This window comes from Nocardioides sp. NPDC051685 (assembly GCF_044453405.1).
Taxonomy (GTDB): Bacteria; Actinomycetota; Actinomycetes; order Propionibacteriales; family Nocardioidaceae; genus Nocardioides.
Genome location: NZ_JBITCR010000004.1, coordinates 155,878 through 171,533, shown reverse-complemented (window position 1 = coordinate 171,533; position 15,656 = coordinate 155,878). Strand labels below are relative to the sequence as shown.

At 69.0% G+C, this 15,656-nt stretch carries 14 protein-coding genes; 4 read left to right on the top strand and 10 right to left on the bottom strand.

The features are described from left to right. Nucleotides 1–36: 36 nt before the first annotated feature. Nucleotides 37–1,902: a phosphogluconate dehydratase gene (gene edd, locus ACIA03_RS13615; RefSeq protein WP_396983212.1), complete on the top strand. Its 1,866-nt coding sequence runs from the start codon at nt 37–39 to the stop codon at nt 1,900–1,902. Further along, entirely contained in the window at nt 1,895–2,524 is a 630-nt protein-coding gene (gene eda / locus ACIA03_RS13610) for a bifunctional 4-hydroxy-2-oxoglutarate aldolase/2-dehydro-3-deoxy-phosphogluconate aldolase (RefSeq protein WP_396983210.1), read from the top strand. Before edd ends, eda begins: the two co-directional genes overlap by 8 nt. On the opposite strand, the gene ACIA03_RS13605 is transcribed toward eda, so the two are convergent. Continuing rightward, nucleotides 2,521–3,189, bottom strand: coding sequence for an SIMPL domain-containing protein (locus ACIA03_RS13605; RefSeq protein WP_396983208.1), 669 nt, complete (start codon nt 3,187–3,189; stop codon nt 2,521–2,523). The two genes, eda and ACIA03_RS13605, sit on opposite strands and share 4 nt — an antisense overlap. A gap of 39 nt (nt 3,190–3,228) precedes the next feature. Here ACIA03_RS13605 and ACIA03_RS13600 point away from each other — a divergent pair, with 39 nt between their 5' ends. Then, nucleotides 3,229–4,461, top strand: a complete 1,233-nt coding sequence (locus tag ACIA03_RS13600; RefSeq protein WP_396983206.1) for a low temperature requirement protein A — start codon at nt 3,229–3,231, stop codon at nt 4,459–4,461. 119 nt (nt 4,462–4,580) lie between these two features. Here the strand turns inward: ACIA03_RS13600 and ACIA03_RS13595 are convergent, their stop codons facing one another. The 8 genes from ACIA03_RS13595 to ACIA03_RS13560 all read right to left on the bottom strand — a co-directional run bounded on the left by ACIA03_RS13595 (nt 4,581) and on the right by ACIA03_RS13560 (nt 13,185). Next, the gene (locus tag ACIA03_RS13595) at nt 4,581–5,516 is read right to left on the bottom strand and encodes a type IV toxin-antitoxin system AbiEi family antitoxin domain-containing protein (RefSeq protein WP_396983204.1); all 936 of its coding nucleotides are present in this window, start codon (nt 5,514–5,516) and stop codon (nt 4,581–4,583) included. 208 nt (nt 5,517–5,724) lie between these two features. Continuing rightward, nucleotides 5,725–6,567, bottom strand: a complete 843-nt coding sequence (locus tag ACIA03_RS13590) for a PadR family transcriptional regulator (protein ID WP_396983201.1) — start codon at nt 6,565–6,567, stop codon at nt 5,725–5,727. Nucleotides 6,568–6,704: 137 nt separating this feature from the next. Then, complete coding sequence (locus tag ACIA03_RS13585; protein ID WP_396983199.1) at nt 6,705–7,955, bottom strand: mechanosensitive ion channel; 1,251 nt, start codon at nt 7,953–7,955, stop codon at nt 6,705–6,707. 202 nt (nt 7,956–8,157) lie between these two features. After that, a complete protein-coding gene (locus tag ACIA03_RS13580; protein WP_396983197.1) occupies nt 8,158–10,089 on the bottom strand; it encodes a M3 family metallopeptidase in 1,932 nt (643 codons plus the stop codon). Nucleotides 10,090–10,111: 22 nt separating this feature from the next. Then, nucleotides 10,112–10,939 (bottom strand): hypothetical protein, encoded by an 828-nt coding sequence (locus ACIA03_RS13575; RefSeq protein ID WP_396983194.1) that lies wholly within the window; start codon nt 10,937–10,939, stop codon nt 10,112–10,114. A 161-nt stretch (nt 10,940–11,100) separates the two neighbouring features. Continuing rightward, a complete protein-coding gene (locus ACIA03_RS13570) occupies nt 11,101–11,463 on the bottom strand; it encodes a YciI family protein (RefSeq protein WP_396983192.1) in 363 nt (120 codons plus the stop codon). A gap of 97 nt (nt 11,464–11,560) precedes the next feature. Beyond that, the gene (locus ACIA03_RS13565; RefSeq protein WP_396983190.1) at nt 11,561–12,799 is read right to left on the bottom strand and encodes an RNA polymerase sigma factor; all 1,239 of its coding nucleotides are present in this window, start codon (nt 12,797–12,799) and stop codon (nt 11,561–11,563) included. Next, nucleotides 12,799–13,185, bottom strand: a complete 387-nt coding sequence (locus ACIA03_RS13560; protein ID WP_396983188.1) for a YciI family protein — start codon at nt 13,183–13,185, stop codon at nt 12,799–12,801. The genes ACIA03_RS13565 and ACIA03_RS13560 overlap by 1 nt, the downstream gene beginning before the upstream one ends. Before the next feature lie 149 nt (nt 13,186–13,334). Between ACIA03_RS13560 and ACIA03_RS13555 the strand changes: the two genes are divergently transcribed. After that, a complete protein-coding gene (locus ACIA03_RS13555; RefSeq protein ID WP_396983186.1) occupies nt 13,335–14,654 on the top strand; it encodes an MFS transporter in 1,320 nt (439 codons plus the stop codon). On the opposite strand, the gene ACIA03_RS13550 is transcribed toward ACIA03_RS13555, so the two are convergent. Continuing rightward, nucleotides 14,631–15,464, bottom strand: a complete 834-nt coding sequence (locus tag ACIA03_RS13550; protein ID WP_396983184.1) for an alpha/beta fold hydrolase — start codon at nt 15,462–15,464, stop codon at nt 14,631–14,633. The genes ACIA03_RS13555 and ACIA03_RS13550 overlap by 24 nt on opposite strands. Between the last annotated feature and the right edge of the window lie 192 nt (nt 15,465–15,656).

The following is a 15,656-nucleotide window of genomic DNA, read 5'->3' as shown; positions in this document are numbered from 1 at the left end:
CATTGTGTGCCAAAGCACACAGCCTTTGGAGGACCCGTGACTGCCGTTTCCCCCACCGTCGCCGACGTCACCGCTCGACTCATCGAGCGTTCCGCCGCCACGCGGGCCGACTACCTGGACCGCATCGCGGCCGCTCGTGTCGCCGGGCCCGCCCGCGGCCGGCTCGCCTGCAGCAACCTGGCCCACGGCTTCGCGGCGTCCACCGCCCCGACGAAGGCCGAGCTCAAGGTCATCAACCCCGGCGCGAAGCCCAACGTCGCGATCGTGACCTCCTACAACGACATGCTCTCGGCGCACGCTCCGTACGAGACGTACCCGCCGCTGCTCAAGGCCGCGGTGATGCGGGCCGGCGGTCTGGCGCAGGTCGCCGGCGGCGTACCGGCGATGTGCGACGGCATCACCCAGGGGCGCGACGGCATGCAGGTCTCGCTCTTCTCCCGCGACGTGATCGCGATGTCGGCGGGGATCGCCCTCTCGCACGACATGTTCGACGCGGCGCTGATGCTGGGCGTGTGCGACAAGATCGTGCCGGGCCTGCTGATCGGCGCCCTCTCCTTCGGCCACCTGCCGACCGTCTTCGTGCCGGCCGGCCCGATGTCCTCGGGGCTCCCCAACAAGGAGAAGGCCCGCGTCCGCCAGCGGTACGCAGCGGGCGAGGCCACCCGTGAGGAGCTGCTCGAGGCCGAGGCCGCCAGCTACCACTCCCGCGGCACCTGCACCTTCTACGGCACCGCCAACTCCAACCAGCTGCTGATGGAGGTGCTCGGCCTGCACCTGCCGGGCTCCTCGTTCGCCTCCCCGGACACCCTGCTGCGCGCCGCGCTCAACCGCGCCGCGGCGGCGCGCGCCACCGAGCTCGCTCTCGAGGGCGGCCCGGGCGTGGGCGAGATGATCGACGAGAAGTCGATCATCAACGCCTGTGTAGCGCTGCTGGCCTCGGGTGGCTCGACCAACCACACCATGCACTTGGTCGCCATCGCCCGCGCCGCCGGGATCCAGCTGACCTGGGACGACATCTCGGACCTCTCACCGGTCGTCCCGCTGCTCAGCCGGATGTACCCCAACGGCTCCGCCGACGTGAACCACTTCCACGCCGCCGGCGGCGTCGGTTTCCTGATCCGCACCCTGCTCGAGGCCGGCCTGCTCCACGAGGACGTGACGACGATCCTGGGGCCTGGCCTGTCGGCCTACACCCAGGAGTCGCGGCTCACCCGCGACGGTGAGATCGAGTACATCGAGGGTGCCCCCGTCTCCGGCGACCTCGACGTGCTGCGCCCGGCCGACGACCCGTTCTCACCCGACGGTGGACTGCGGGTGCTGCGCGGCGAGCTCGGCACGGCGGTCATCAAGACCTCGGCGGTCGCGCCCGAGCACCGGGTGGTCTCCGCCCCGGCGATCGTCTTCGACGACCAGGCCGACTTCCTCACCGCTTTCTCCGAGAAGCGCCTCGACGGCCGCGACTTCGTCGCGGTGATCCGCTACCAGGGTCCCGCGGCCAACGGCATGCCCGAGCTGCACAAGCTCACCCCGGCGCTCGGCGTGATGCAGGACCGCGGTCAGCACGTCGCCATCGTCACCGACGGCCGGATGTCCGGCGCGTCCGGCAAGGTGCCCGCCGCCATCCACCTCACCCCCGAGGCCGCGCTCGGCGGACCGCTCGCCCGCGTCCAGGACGGCGACCTGATCACCGTCGACGCCGTCGCCGGCACGCTCTCGATCGAGGTCGACGCCGACGAGTTCGCGCACCGCCCGACCACCGGCCGGGCACCGCTCGACGCCGAGTGGCGCGGCACCGGCCGCGAGCTCTTCAGCGCCTTCCGTGCCACCGTCGGCTCCGCCGACACCGGCGCCTCCGTTTTTCAGTTCGCCGCATCGTCCCAGGAGAGCCCCGTCCATGTCTGACCTGAAGTCCACCGACCTGCTCGACCTCTCCCCGGTGATCCCGGTCGTCGTGGTCGACGAGATCGACCAGGCGGTGCCCGTGGCCCGCGCCCTCGCCGAGGGTGGCGTGCCCGTGGTCGAGCTGACGCTGCGTACGCCGGTCGCGCTCGACGCCATCCGGGCCATCGCCGAGGAGGTGCCGGAGGTCCTGATCGGTGCCGGCACGGTGACCTCTCCGGTGCTCGCCAAGGAGGCCGCGGCGGCCGGAGCGCAGTTCCTGGTCTCGCCGGGCGCCACGCCGACGCTGCTCGGTGCGATGCGCGACACCGGCCTGCCGTTCCTGCCCGGCACCGCCACCGTCTCCGAGGCCCTCGCGGTGCTCGAGACCGGCCACACCGCGATGAAGTTCTTCCCGGCCGAGGCCTCCGGCGGCGTCAAGTTCCTGGGCTCGCTGCCGTCGGTGCTCCCGGACGCGCGCTTCTGCCCCACCGGCGGCATCTCGCTCGCCACCGCTCCGAGCTATCTCGGCCTCCGCAACGTCGGCTGCGTGGGCGGCTCCTGGCTCACCCCCGCCGACGCGCTCGCCTCCGGCGACTGGGACCGCGTCACCGCGCTCGCAGCGGCCACCGCCGCGCTCCGCTAGATTGTGAACGCCGCCTCGACCTCGGCGTAGACGGAGATGTCGTCGGGATCGAAGGCCAGGTCGGGGGCCGCCGACCCGGCGTCCGCGAACTTCGCGGCGGAGGCGACCGGCATGGCCATGGCCGCGGACTCGTACGCCACGTCGCGGCTGACGCCGACGTCGTTGATGCTCCGGACCGCGACCGGGCCGAGGTCGAGCGCATCGGCGTAGTCCTGTGCCCGGACCTTGGCCTGGCGCACCGCCTCCTGGCGTACCTCTCGTTCGACCTTCAACCGGCTGTCCTTGGTCAGCCGCCACTCGACGTGGTGGACCTGGAGACCCTCGTCGCCGGCGGTGCGGCCGACCCAGGTCGCCAGCTCCGTGAAGTCGACGAACTCGACCGCGATACCCACCGACGCATGGTGCACCAGCGGCAGCCGCTTGCCGTCCTGGTTCCATGGCCGCTCGGCCGAGGTGCGCACCCGCTGGATGACGAAGCGCTCGATCGCACGCTCCTGCTCGAGCCGCTCGAGCTCGGCCCGCACGCCGTGCAGCCCCCGCTGCAGCCGCTCCATCACCGGCTCCGGAGAGGCGCCCTCGAACCTGATCTCGGCCGACACCACCCCACGCTCCGGCGCCACCTCGACGCTGTGTGACCCACGCACCTTGATCAGGATGTCGTTCATGCCAGGAAACGTACGCCGTCAGCACCTATCCTCACCACCGTGACTGCAACCAGCCGCCTGCGGCAGATGACCGGACGCGACCCGCACGAGGAACATCGGGCCGCGACCCCCTTGGAGCTGCTCTTCGACCTCACCTTCGTCGTCGCCTTCGGGGTGAGTGGCAACGAGCTCGCCCATCAGCTCGCTGAAGGACACGTGTGGGCCGGCGTCGTGGCGTTCTGCTTCGCGTCGTTCGCGATCTGCTGGGCGTGGATCAACTACTCCTGGATGGCCTCGGCCTACGACACCGACGACTGGGCGTTCCGGCTGCTCACGATGGTGCAGATGGTCGGCGTGATCATCATGGCGCTCGGCCTGCCGGAGATGTTCAAGAGCATCCACGAAGGCGACCGGCTCCACAACGAGATCATGATCGCCGGGTACGTCGTGATGCGGGTCGCGCTCTGCGGCCAGTGGCTGCGCGCCTGGCGCCAGGATCCCGCCCGGCGCGGCGTGCACCGCGTCTACCTGACCACGATCCTCACGGCGCAGGTGCTCTGGTGCATCGTCGCCGTCCTCCCGCTCGACGTGCCGACCGCGTTCGCTGCGATGATGGTGCCGCTCGTGGTCGAGCTGGTCGGCCCGTTCATCGCCGAGCGCCACTTCGGTGGCACGCCCTGGCACGCGCATCACATCGCGGAGCGCTACGGGCTGCTGGTGATCATCACCCTCGGCGAGGGCGTCATCGGCACGGTCGCGGTGGTGTCGGCGATCGTCCACAACCCCGAGATCGGGTGGAGCCTGGACGCGATCCTCCTGCTCACCGCGGGGATCGGGCTGACCTTCGGCCAGTGGTGGACCTACTTCATGATCCCCTGGGCCGAGGTGCTCCACCGCCGCCGCGACCGCTCGTTCCTGTGGGGCTACGGGCACATCCTGCTCTTCGCCTCGATCGCGGCCACCGGCGCCGGCCTCCACGTGGCCGCCTACCTGCTGGAGCACGAGTCCAAGCTCGGCGAGATCGGCACGGTCGCATCGGTGACCATCCCCGTGGCTGCGTACGCCCTGCTCCTGTACGTCCTCTACAACTCGTTCTTGCACGTGATCGACCCGTTCCACATCCTCTTGGTCGCCATCACGGCCGCCGTGCTGGTCGCGAGCATCGTGATGGCGGTCGCAGGGGTGCCGGTGTCGTGGTGCCTCATCGTCGTCGCGCTGGCGCCGGTGGTCACGATCGTCGGCTACGAGGCCATCGGCCACCGCCACCTGGCCAACCACCTCGAAGCGCTCTGACCCAAGAGGAGGCGGGCCACCCCACCCCTGCGAACACTTCCCCACTGCTACGTAGGTTTCCCACGCTCCGGAGAGTGGGGGACCAACCTGCGAGTGGGGAAGTCTTCCGGCGAGTGGGGTCAGCTCGCTGCCCGCGCCATAGCGCGGATGCGGCGTACAACCTGCTCCGGGTGGTCGAGGTCGGCCCAGGTCAGGCGGAGGATTCGATAGCCGGTGAGCTCGCGGATCTCGTCCTCGCGCTTCTTCTCGTCGAACAGGGCATCTGTGCCGGTCTTGCCGAACTTGCCGGAATACTTGACCTTGCCGTCGAACTCCACGATCAGCCGCCACTCGTGCCAGACCCAGTCGACCTTTCCGACAAGGCTGCCGTCCGCACGTAGCACCTCCCACTGCTGCTGCGGTCGCGGAAGACCTGCCTGGTCGAAGATCCAAGATCCGCGTGACTCGGCCACCGAACCCGCCAGCGAGCCGGCCATCGCGACCAAGGGCTGCAGCCGGCCCATCCGATGTCGGGCGTGCAACGCGGCGTACGCCCGATCCAGGTCGTCGAGGTCGAACTTCTTCGAGCGCAGTCCCGACTCCAACAGGCTGAACGCCGCCTCGGGGTCGAGTGCTGCAGCGGCTTCGAGTACGCATCGCTGCGGCTCGAGCACCCTGATCCCGCCAACGATGCTCACCTCGATGTCGCCCTTGCCCCGCTCGTGCTGGACGACGTCGCCGACGATCCGTCCGGACCGGTCATCGAGCCGAGTCACGTGGATCCGCGACAGGTCGAGCCGCCAGTCGTCGATGTCGTGCGCGACCACACCGCTGGCATGGCTGACCGCGACGTGGGGCCCGAGAGCGCGGACCGCTGCCCTCACCCGCACCCAATGTCGAACGGAGCTGTCGAGCGGCGCCCACTCGTCGGCGAAGACATAGGCACCTTTGCGTAGGCGTAGCCACTCACCAAGGCGTACGGCAGCGCGGATGTCATTGATGGTGCAGCCCGCTGCCAGGGCCTCGGCACGCGTGAAGAACCCAGACCGTCTCGTGAGCTGGCGAAGCGATTTCATGGCTCCAGCATCATCACGGAGACCGACCCGCGGAAGCGGGTATCAGCGCCCTGTGGACAACTCGATCCCGAACCTGGCCTGTGGACGACAACTGGCCAGTTCGAATCCCCACCGACAGGGAGAATCCCCCATACGACGGTAGGTTCCCCACGCTCCGGAGCGAGGGGAACCTACCTGCAGGTGGGGATCTCTCCCCACGAGTGGGACATCAGGCCTTCGGCTCGGGGCCGGGCTCGCCGTCCTCCGTCTCCTCGACCTCGTCGATCTGCTCGGCGGTGACGGTGTGTTCGTCGTCGCCGGCCGCGAGGAGACCGTAGAGCTTGCGCCGGGTGTCGGCGAGGATATCCGCGGCGGCCTGACGCTGGGCGTCGGTGCCGGAGGTGGCGAGCTGCCACACCGCCGGGAGCACCTGGGCGAGCTCGCCGCCGAGGATCCCGAAGCCGGCGAGGTCACCGAAGCCCTGTCCACCTCGGCCACCGCGACCCTCGGCACGGGCGTTGTCGACGGCCTTGTCGAAGGGCTTCCACACGGCTGCCAGCTCGTCGCTGTGCTCGGTGGCGTAGGTCTTGCCGGCGTCGGTCAGCCGGATCGCCCGGCGGCCGTGCTCGTCGTCGGACTCCACGAGACCCTCGTCCTCGAGCTGCTGGATGGTCGGGTAGACCGAGCCGGGGCTCGGCCGCCACTCACCCGAGCTGCGCTCGGAGATCTGCTGGATCACCTGGTAGCCGTTGATCACCTGGCCCTGCTCTGCCGCTTCGGCCATCACGTAGATGATCGCGGAGCGTACGTCGCCACGGCGGACCCGGGGACCGGGCCGCTGCGGGGGCTGGTTCTCGAAGCCGAGCAGCGCCGCGATCCACGGCGGCGGACCAGCCGGTCCACGACCGCGACCGTGGTGGCCGCCCTGCCAACCGGGGCCGCCGGGGCCACCCCATCCGGGTCCGCCCCAACCGGGACCACCCTGCCAGCCGTGGGAGCGGCGCGGGCCGCCCTTGCCGAACTCTCGACCGATCTGGTCGATCCACTCACCCCAAGGGTTGTTGTACGTCATGAGATTCTCTCTTTCAGAAGACTAGATCGCGTTCCTTCGCGATATATCGTGATCTTACGTGGGCGGATCAAGCGATTCAAGCCAAATAGAGGGAGCCCCCGGAGAATCCGGGGGCTCCCTGAGGGTCGTGTCCGCGATCAGACGCCGGGCGCCTGGGGCGGGGTCTGCGTGGCCGAACGCGTGCCACCACTCTCCGCCTGGAGCCGCTCCAGCTGCCGGGCGGCAGCGTCGCGGCCACCGAGGCCGAAGGCGAGCGCCGCGGCAGCGGCACCACCGATGACCACGGCACCGAAGCCGAGGTTGATGATCGAGTCGGCCAGACCCATGAACTTCAGCCCGATCGCGACGAACAGCACGATCGTGGCGTACTTCAGGATCTGCGAGGCCGACCCGGGCACGAGCTTCGCGATGACACCGGCGATGACGACACCGGCGGCGATGATCGCGCCACCGAAGATGACCTTGCCACCCAGCTCGAGCACCTCGCTGATGAACGCGGTGATCTGCGGGAACTCCAGCATCTGCGCCGCCATCACGGCGAAGAAGAGCACGATGCCGATCTGGATCACCTTGGTGATCGCCGGGGTGGCGCTCTGTCCGGCGGGCAGCACGTCCATCGAGCGTAGCGCGTTGTCGAAGCCGAGACCGTCGATGATCTGGCCCAGGACGTCGGCGGCGAAGCGAGCGATGAGCACCCCGATGCCGAGCAGGATCGCGGCAGCGATGAGCTTCGGGATCGCTGCCAGGATCATGTTGAGCATGCCCTCGGCGGGCTCCGAGATCGAGCTGATCCCGAGGATCTGCAGAGCGGCGATGGTCACCACGATCATGATCATCGCGTAGAGCACGAGACCGATGACCCTGACGATCTGCGCGGCAGTGCCCGCGGGCGCAGCCGGTGCAGCGTGCGGGTCGGCGGTGGTGTCCACACCGACCGTCGCGTCGACCTGGCCGGAGAGCTTGCTGCCACTGCCGATCCACTTGTCGAACGGGACCGCACCGAGCGCGGTCTCGACGAGCTGGCGGACGACCTTGGCGACGAGCGCGCCGACGATGAAGACGAAGATCGCGCCGATGACGTTGGGCAGGAAGCCCAGCACGCCATCGAGCAGGCTCTGGATCGGCGTCAGCACAGAGCTGAGCTCGAACAGGTCCAGCAGCGCGATCAGACCGAAGAGCCACACCAGCAGGCCGGCCACCGACCCGAGGCTCTTGCCGATGGTCTCCCCGTCACTTCCAGCCTTCTGGAGCACCGGGACCTTCGAGGTCAGCTTCGCGAACGCCCAAGCGACGATCTTCGCAATGATCCACGTGACCAGGATGATGACGATCGCGGCGAGCACTTTGCCCCCGAGAGCCACCCAGTCGATGTCCTTCACGGCATCCATCTGTCTCTCCCCTCAATAGGGTTTCTTGAGAAGGTGCCTGAGATCGACGAGCAGCCCGAGTGATGCACGCAACAGGCACCTCTGCTTCCAGCAGACGTTCGTCCAGATGGAGCCTTGACGCAAGTTTGGCGCTCCAGCGGACGCAAATACGCAAAGGATTTACAGTTCGGCGCTTCCTGTCATGAACGCGGTGAAACGTGGCCTAGGAGACCAGCCAGGCGGCGTACGCATCGAAAGAGTAGGGCCGACCCAGGAAATCGGCGACCAGATCGGCGGCGTCCTTCTCGCCCCCGCGGGCGAGCACCAGGTCGCGGTAGCGTCCCGCGATCTCGGGGGCGAACAGGTCGTCCCGGTCGAAGGCGCTGAACAGGTCCTTCGCGATGACCAGCGACCACATGTAGGTGTAGTAGGCCGACGAGTAGCCACCCAGGTGGCCGAAGTTGGCGAAGAAGTGGGTGCCGTCGAGGTAGGGATAGGGCGAGTACGCCGCCTGCAGCTCCTGCAGCCGCTTGGTGAGGTCCTCGGGCTGCTCCTTGTGGAACCAGTAGGAGATCGCCGCGTAGAACATCTGCTGCCGCGCGTGGTAGCCCTTGCCGAAGTCGTCCGCGGCCCGCATCCGCGCCACCAGGTCGGCCGGGATCGGCTCGCCGGCCTCGTTGGTGGCGAAGGTCTGGAGCACCTCGGCGTCCCAGGCCCACTCCTCGAGCATCTGGCTGGGCGCCTCGACGAAGTCCCACTCCGTCGCGACCCCGGAGAACCGTGCCCACTCGCCCTGGCCGCCGAGCACGTGGTGGATCAGGTGGCCGAACTCGTGGAAGAGGGTCACCACGTGGTCGTGCTCCATCAGGCCGCGGGAGAAGTTGCAGACCAGCACTCCCTCGGGCAGCTGGCGGCCCTTCACACCGGTGGCGAGGTCGAACTGCGCGGCGTGCTTGTACTTGCCCTCGCGCGGGTGGAGGTCGAGGTAGATGCGACCGAGCCGCTCGCCGTCCCCGGACGGATAGACGTCGAAGACGCTGACGTCCTCGTGCCAGGTGACCACGTCGGAGACCGGCTCGTAGCGCAGACCGAAGAGGCGTCCGGTGACGTCCAGCAGCCCCTGGTGCACCTTCGCGAAGTCGAAGTAGGTGCGCACCACCTGGCTGTCGACGTCGTACTTCTCCTGGCGCACCAGCTCCTCGTAGTAGAGCGCGTCGGCGGCGGAGACCGCGCTGGCTCCCGGGACGTCGCGGTCGTAGCGGTCGAGGAGCACCTCGAGGTCGCGCTTCATCCGCCCCTCGGCCGCCGCCGCGATCCTGTCGATGAACTCCGGGATCGCCGGCCCCTCGCCGATCATCTTCACCGCGGCGTCGAAGGCCGGCCAGTCTTCGTAGCCGACCAGGTCGGCCAGCTCGTGGCGCAGCGCGAACATCTCCTTCAGGACCGCGTCGTTGTGCGGCCAGCCGCGCTCGAGCCCGGCCACCGTGACGGCGCGACGGATCGCGGGATCCTTCACGAACATCCGCGCCGGAAGAGCGTCGGGGTAGTCGGTGGTGATCTCCACGAGCCCCTTGTCGTTGACCGGGTGCGCCTCCAGCCAGTCGGCCGGCATCCCGTCCAGCTGTTCGGGGGTGGCCGTGGTGATGCGTACGTCGTCACGGGTCACGCGGGAGAACTCGAGGTTGAGCTCGGTGAGCCGTTCGTTGATCTCGGTGAGCCGGGCGCGGGTGGCGTCGTCGCGGTCGACACCGGCGCGGGTGAAGTCCTGCAGCGTCTTCTCCAGGAGCCGTGCGGCGAGCGGGTCGAGCGCCGCGGTCTGGTCGTCCGGAAGGTCGGCGAAGACGCGGTAGAGCGCCTGGTCCTGGGTGAGCTCGGTGCGCAGCCGGTCGACCTCGATCTCGGTGTCCTCGCAGGCGGTGCGGACCGCCTCGAAGGGATGCACGTTGGCGAGCAGCCCGGCCAGCCCGCCGAGGGAGCCGAGCTCGAGCGACAGCTGGTCCCATGCCTTCAGCACCTCGAGCGCCTGGCTCGGCGGCGCGGTCCGCAGCCGCTCGGCCAGCTCCCGCACATGGGTCAGCGTCTGGGACGTACGCTCCTTGACCCAGGCCTCCGCGGCGTCGGTCTCGGGCAGGACGAGCGGCTCTGGCGTACTCATGCGGCAAGCCTGCCACGACCTGTCAGTAGAGGATGTAGTTCCTCGTCATCTGCACCGGGTCCCTGGTCAGCGGGGCCAGCCACAGTCGTCCGCAGGCGGTGGTGGTGCGACGGACGGAGGCCCACTTCCAACCGGTCGTGCTCGACCATGCGTTGACCGTGCCGACCTTCGTCGAGCCGAGCAGGACGGTCATCCTGCCCTGGTTGGGCCCCTTGTAGACACGGAGCCGGGCGCCCTTCGCGCAGTAGGCACCGTTGGAGCGCTGCTTCCCGAAGCGCGTCGACACGTAGACGACGTCCGGACCGTCGGAACTGCCGTCCAGGTTGAGCTTGGTGACCAGGTTAGGACTGCAGCACCAGGAGAACGTCTCACCAGCAAGCATCGGCGCGTGCGAGCAGTGCCAGCCGGTCCAGGCCGAGGTCAGCCCTGCGGTGTCCTTGGCCCGGACGCGGAAGCAGGCCACGCCGCCCGACTCCACGGTTGTGGTGACCGAGGTCCTCGACGGGGAGAGCCAGGTGCTGGAACCGTCGGTCCGCCAGACGTAGCTGGCCGCACTCATCTTCGCCGGCGAGGTCGCCGAGCTGCTCCTGGGAGCGGCCTTGACCTGCACCTGATATCCGGCCACGCCCACGTCGTCGCTCGCGGCGTACGCGAAGGCGGGGTGCCACCAGATGATTCCCGTGGTCTTGACCGGCAACCACGTACGGATCGTCGCCTTGGTGATCCGGGGCGCGGTGTCGGCCGCCGCCGGCTGGGCCGTCAGCAGTCCTGCAGCCGGCAGCCCGGCGCCGAGCAGACCGGTGATGAGAAGGGCAAGGAGGTGGGTCCGTAGACGGCGGTGGGGAATCAACGAAGCTCCTGGGGGAGACCGGCACGGAGGAGTGCTCGACGTAGGCGCTGCCCAGCGCAGCGGACGTACCCTAGCGGGTATCCGTCACGCGTCGACCAGCCGGTCCCGACACCGGCTCGGCCCGAGCCGTCGCGACAGATCGGGCCGGGTCGGTCCGAGGCTCAGTCGTCCCAGGAGCGAGCGTTCGGGAAGCGGTGGACCTCCTGCGGCCAGTCGAGGCAGACCGCCACTCGCCCGGCCCAGTAGCGCGCCGCCTCGTCATCGGCCACGTCGATGACCGTGAAGCCGCCGATGTGCTCCTTGGTCTCGACATAGGGACCGTCGGTGAAGACGGCCTCGCCGTTGTCGGCCTCGACGCTGAAGAGGGCGGTCGAGGCATCGATGCCGCCGTTGGCGTAGACGAAGACCCCGGCGGCCCTCATCTCGTCGAGCACGGCCTTCGAGGCGATGCTCTTCTGCCGCAGCTGCTCCATGGTGTGCTCGGCCACCCACTCGTCGTTGAACGCGATCATGTATTCGGGCATTCGTTCCGTCTCCTCGTCTCCGGGCGGTCCGGTGACCGCCGCTCACCTTTTCTACGAACGCACCCGCGCCGATCCGACAGGCCCGGGCGAAGTTCTTTCAGCCACGCCCGAGCTGGTCCCTGCGCCTGGTCAGCAGCGCGGCCTCGGCGGCATTCTCGGCGAGCTCGATGGCCCGGTCGTACGCCGCGCGGGACTCGCCGCTGCGGCCGAGCCGACGCAGCAGGTCGGCCCGGGTGGCGTGGAAGGCGTGGTAGCCGTCCAGGTCGAGCCGGTCGATCTCGGCGAGCGCGACCTCGGGACCGTCCAGCTCGGCGACCGCGACGGCGCGGTTGAGCCGGACGATCGGCGAGGGGTCGACCCGGACCATCTGGTCGTAGAGCGCGACGATCTGGGACCAGTCGGTGTCGCGGGCGTCCCGCACCGAGGTGTGGACGGCGTTGATGGCCGCCAGGATCTGGTAGCGCCCGGGCCGCGGGCCACCGTTGGCGACGACGCCGAGCCGCTCGCGCACCAGCGCATGACCCTCGGCGATCAGCGCGAGATCCCAGGAGCCGCGGTCCTGCTCGTCGAGCCGGACCAGCTCGCCGGTCGCCGAGATCCGAGCCGTACGCCGCGCCTCGATCAGCAGCATCAGGGCCAGCAGGCCGGCGACCTCGCCGTCCTCGGGGAGCAGGGCACGGACCAGGCGGGTCAGCCGGATGGCCTCGAGGGTCAGGTCGCCGCGTACCGAGTTCTCGTGGTCGCCGGAGGAGAGGTAGCCCTCGTTGAAGACCAGGAAGAGGACCGCCAGGACGCCCGAGACCCGCTCCGGGAGGTCGGCGGCTTCCGGGACCCGATAAGGGATGTGGGCGACCTTGATCTTGTTCTTCGCGCGGGTGATCCGCTGGCCCATCGTGGTCTCCTGGACCAGGAACGCCTTCGCGATCTCGGGCACGGTCAGACCACCGACCATCCGCAGCGTCAGCGCGATCCGCGCCTCGGGCGCGAGCGCGGGGTGGCAGCAGGTGAACAGCAGCCGGAGCCGGTCGTCCTCGATCGCGCCGAGAGGCTCGTGCGGGGTGTCATCGTGCATCGCGACGGCCTCCTTCTGCTTGTCGTCACGCTTGGACTCGCGGCGGATCCGGTCGATCGCGCGGCGGTTGGCGGTGGTGGTGAGCCACGCGCCGGGGTTGGGAGGTACGCCGTCGAGCGGCCAGCGCTCGACAGCGACCGTGAACGCCTCGGCCGCGGCGTCCTCGGCGATGTCGAGGTCGCCGAAGCGGCGGGCCAGCGAGGCCACGACCCGCGCCCACTCCTCACGGTGGACGCGGGTGATCGCCTCCTCGACGGGACTCACTAGCCGAGCAGCTCCTTGAACGACTCCTCGGTCTGGAACGGGCGTACCTCGACCTTGCCGCGGCATGCCTTCGACCCTTCGGCGGCCAGCTTCAGGGCGACGTCGAGGTCGGGGGCCTCGATGACCCAGAAGCCGCCGATGAACTCCTTCGACTCGGCGTAGGGACCGTCGGTCGTCACGACCGTCTCACCCTGGCCGTCGACGACGGTGGCGGTGTTGGGTGCTTCCAGACCGTCGGCGAAGACGAAGTAGCCCTCCTTCTCGAGCTTCTCGTTGAAGGCCCCGGTGTCCGCGAAGGACTGGAGCATGTCCTCCTTGCTCGCGTAGCCACCGAACTCCGGGCGTTCGAGACCGGACTCCCACACGGACAGCATGTACCTCGGCATGATCGTTCTCCTGTCATCTCGGCGGCCTCTGTGGCCGCCTCTCACCCCTGCTACGAACGTCTACACCCCGATCCGACACCTCTCCTCGGAATTTCTCCAGGTAAATTCATTCGCTTAGCATCAGTAACCATGTTGAAGGCCCCGCGGAAGTGAGCATCGCCGACAAGCTGCGGGGTGCCATCGCCGACACCCGCCCCCTCCAGGAGCCGCACTTCCGGCGCCTGTGGACCGCCGGGATCATCACCATGATCGGCGCGCAGCTGACCGTGGTCGCGGTGCCGGCCCAGATCTACGCGGACACCGGCTCGTCGGCGTACGTCGGTCTGACGGGTGTCTTCGGACTGGTCCCGCTGATCGTGTTCGGCCTCTACGGCGGCGCGCTCGCGGACCACTTCGACCGGCGTACGATCCTGATGGTCTCGACCACCGGGCTGATCGTCACCAGTGCGCTCTTCTGGCTCCAGTCGGCGCTCGGCAACACCAACGTGTGGGCGCTGCTGTGTCTCTTCTCGGTGCAGCAGGCGTTCTTCGCGGTCAATCAGCCGACCCGGAACTCGCTGCTCCCGAAGATCCTGCCCGCGCACCTGCTGCCGGCCGCCAACTCGCTCAACATGACGGTCTTCCAGGCGGGTGCGATCGCCGGCCCGCTGGTCGCGGGCGTCATGCTCCCGTTCACCGGGTTCACCTGGCTGTACGCCATCGACACGGTCACCCTCTTCGCGACCCTCTACGCGGTCGTGCTGCTGCCGCGGATCCCCGTCGAGGGTGCCGGCTCGAAGGTGCCCGGACTGCGGTCGGTGTGGGACGGCTTCGCCTACCTGCGCCACCAGCCGGTGCTGCTGATGAGCTTCGTGGTCGACCTGATCGCGATGGTCTTCGCGATGCCGCGGGCGCTGTTCCCCCAGATCGCGCACGAGTCCTTCGGTGGTCCCACCGAAGGTGGGATCGCGTTCGCGCTGCTCTTCGCCGCCATCCCGGCCGGCGCGGTGATCGGCGGGATCTTCTCGGGCTGGGTCTCCCGCATCGAGGCCCAGGGGCGCGTGGTCATCTGGTGCATCGGGGTGTGGGCCCTCGGGATCACCCTGTTCGGGCTGACCGTCGCCTTCGCGGACCACCTCACGCCTCTGATGCTGGGGCTCGGCGTGCTCTTCATGATGGTCGCCGGCGCGGCCGACGTGGCCTCGGCGGCCATCCGGATGTCGATGCTGCAGTCGGCGGCCGACGACAACGTACGCGGCCGGCTGCAGGGGGTCTTCACGGTCGTCGTCGCGGGTGGCCCGCGGGTGGCCGACGTCCTGCACGGAGGGGCGGCGGCCGTGGTCGGCACCGCGATCGCGACCACCGGAGGCGGCCTGCTCAATCTCCTCGGGATCGCGCTGTGTGCGCTCCTCGTCCCGAGCTTCCTCGCCTACCGGGTCAACCGGACCGCGCCCGAGGGCCTGCTGCTAGTCCACGAAGGTACGAAGTAGCCCGGCGAGCACCTCGGGCTGGTCGATCGGCACCAGCGTGGAGGAGTCCTTGACGATCTCCAGGCGCGCGTCGGGATAGTGCGCCGCCAGGCGCGGACCGTGCTCGGCGGGCATCATCGTGTCCTGGTCCGCCCAGACCACGAGCACGGGCTTGGTGAACTTCCGCTGACCCTCGGCCAGCTCGAGCAGCTCGTCGCGCCCCGGGGCGCCGCCCGCGAACTTGATGAAGTCGCGGCGGATCGCCTTGTCGGTCAGGGACGGCGCGAACCAGCCGTGGATCAGGTCGTCGTAGAGGTGGTAGTCCTTGTCGACCGACATCCCGCCGTAGCCCGAGCTCATCTGCCGGAAGCTCTCCATGCGGAACAGCTGCAGCGCCGCGGTGAACAGCGGCGGCACCTTCGAGAGCACCGCCAGCGACCGAGCCGCCTTGGGCGGGTAGTTGTCGAAGGCCTCGCACGCCACCAGCGCCAGGCGCGCGATGCGGTCGGTGCGATCCTCGTTGATGAGGAACTGGCCACCGCCCCAGTCGTTGAGAACCAGGGTGACGTCGTGGAGGTCGAGCGCGTCGAGGAAGTCGCCGAGGATGTTGGCCACGCCGAGCTGGCTGAGGTCGGCGTCGGGATTCATCGGCTTGCGATGACCCCCGAGCGGCAGCGTCGGCCGGATCACCCGGAACCCGCCGAGGTAGGGCAGGGCTCGACGCCACAGACGGCCGTCCATCGGCACTCCGTGGAGGAGCACGAGGACAGGGCCGTCACCGCCGGTATCTTCGAAATCGATCGGACCGGCCGGCAGCTGGACGCTGGGCATTCAGTGGCTCCTCGAAGCAATGACGTGGGGTGCCACACCTTGCCCCCCGGGGGACCCCCGTGCAACGGGAATCGCCCAATTACCGACGCATCTGGGTATATCGCGGGTCTTAAGTCCCTGAGCATCAGGGACCTTTCGATGCGCCCCGGGGTGTGGTTGATGCGGCGAGTGGAGGAAGACTCCACCCGCCGC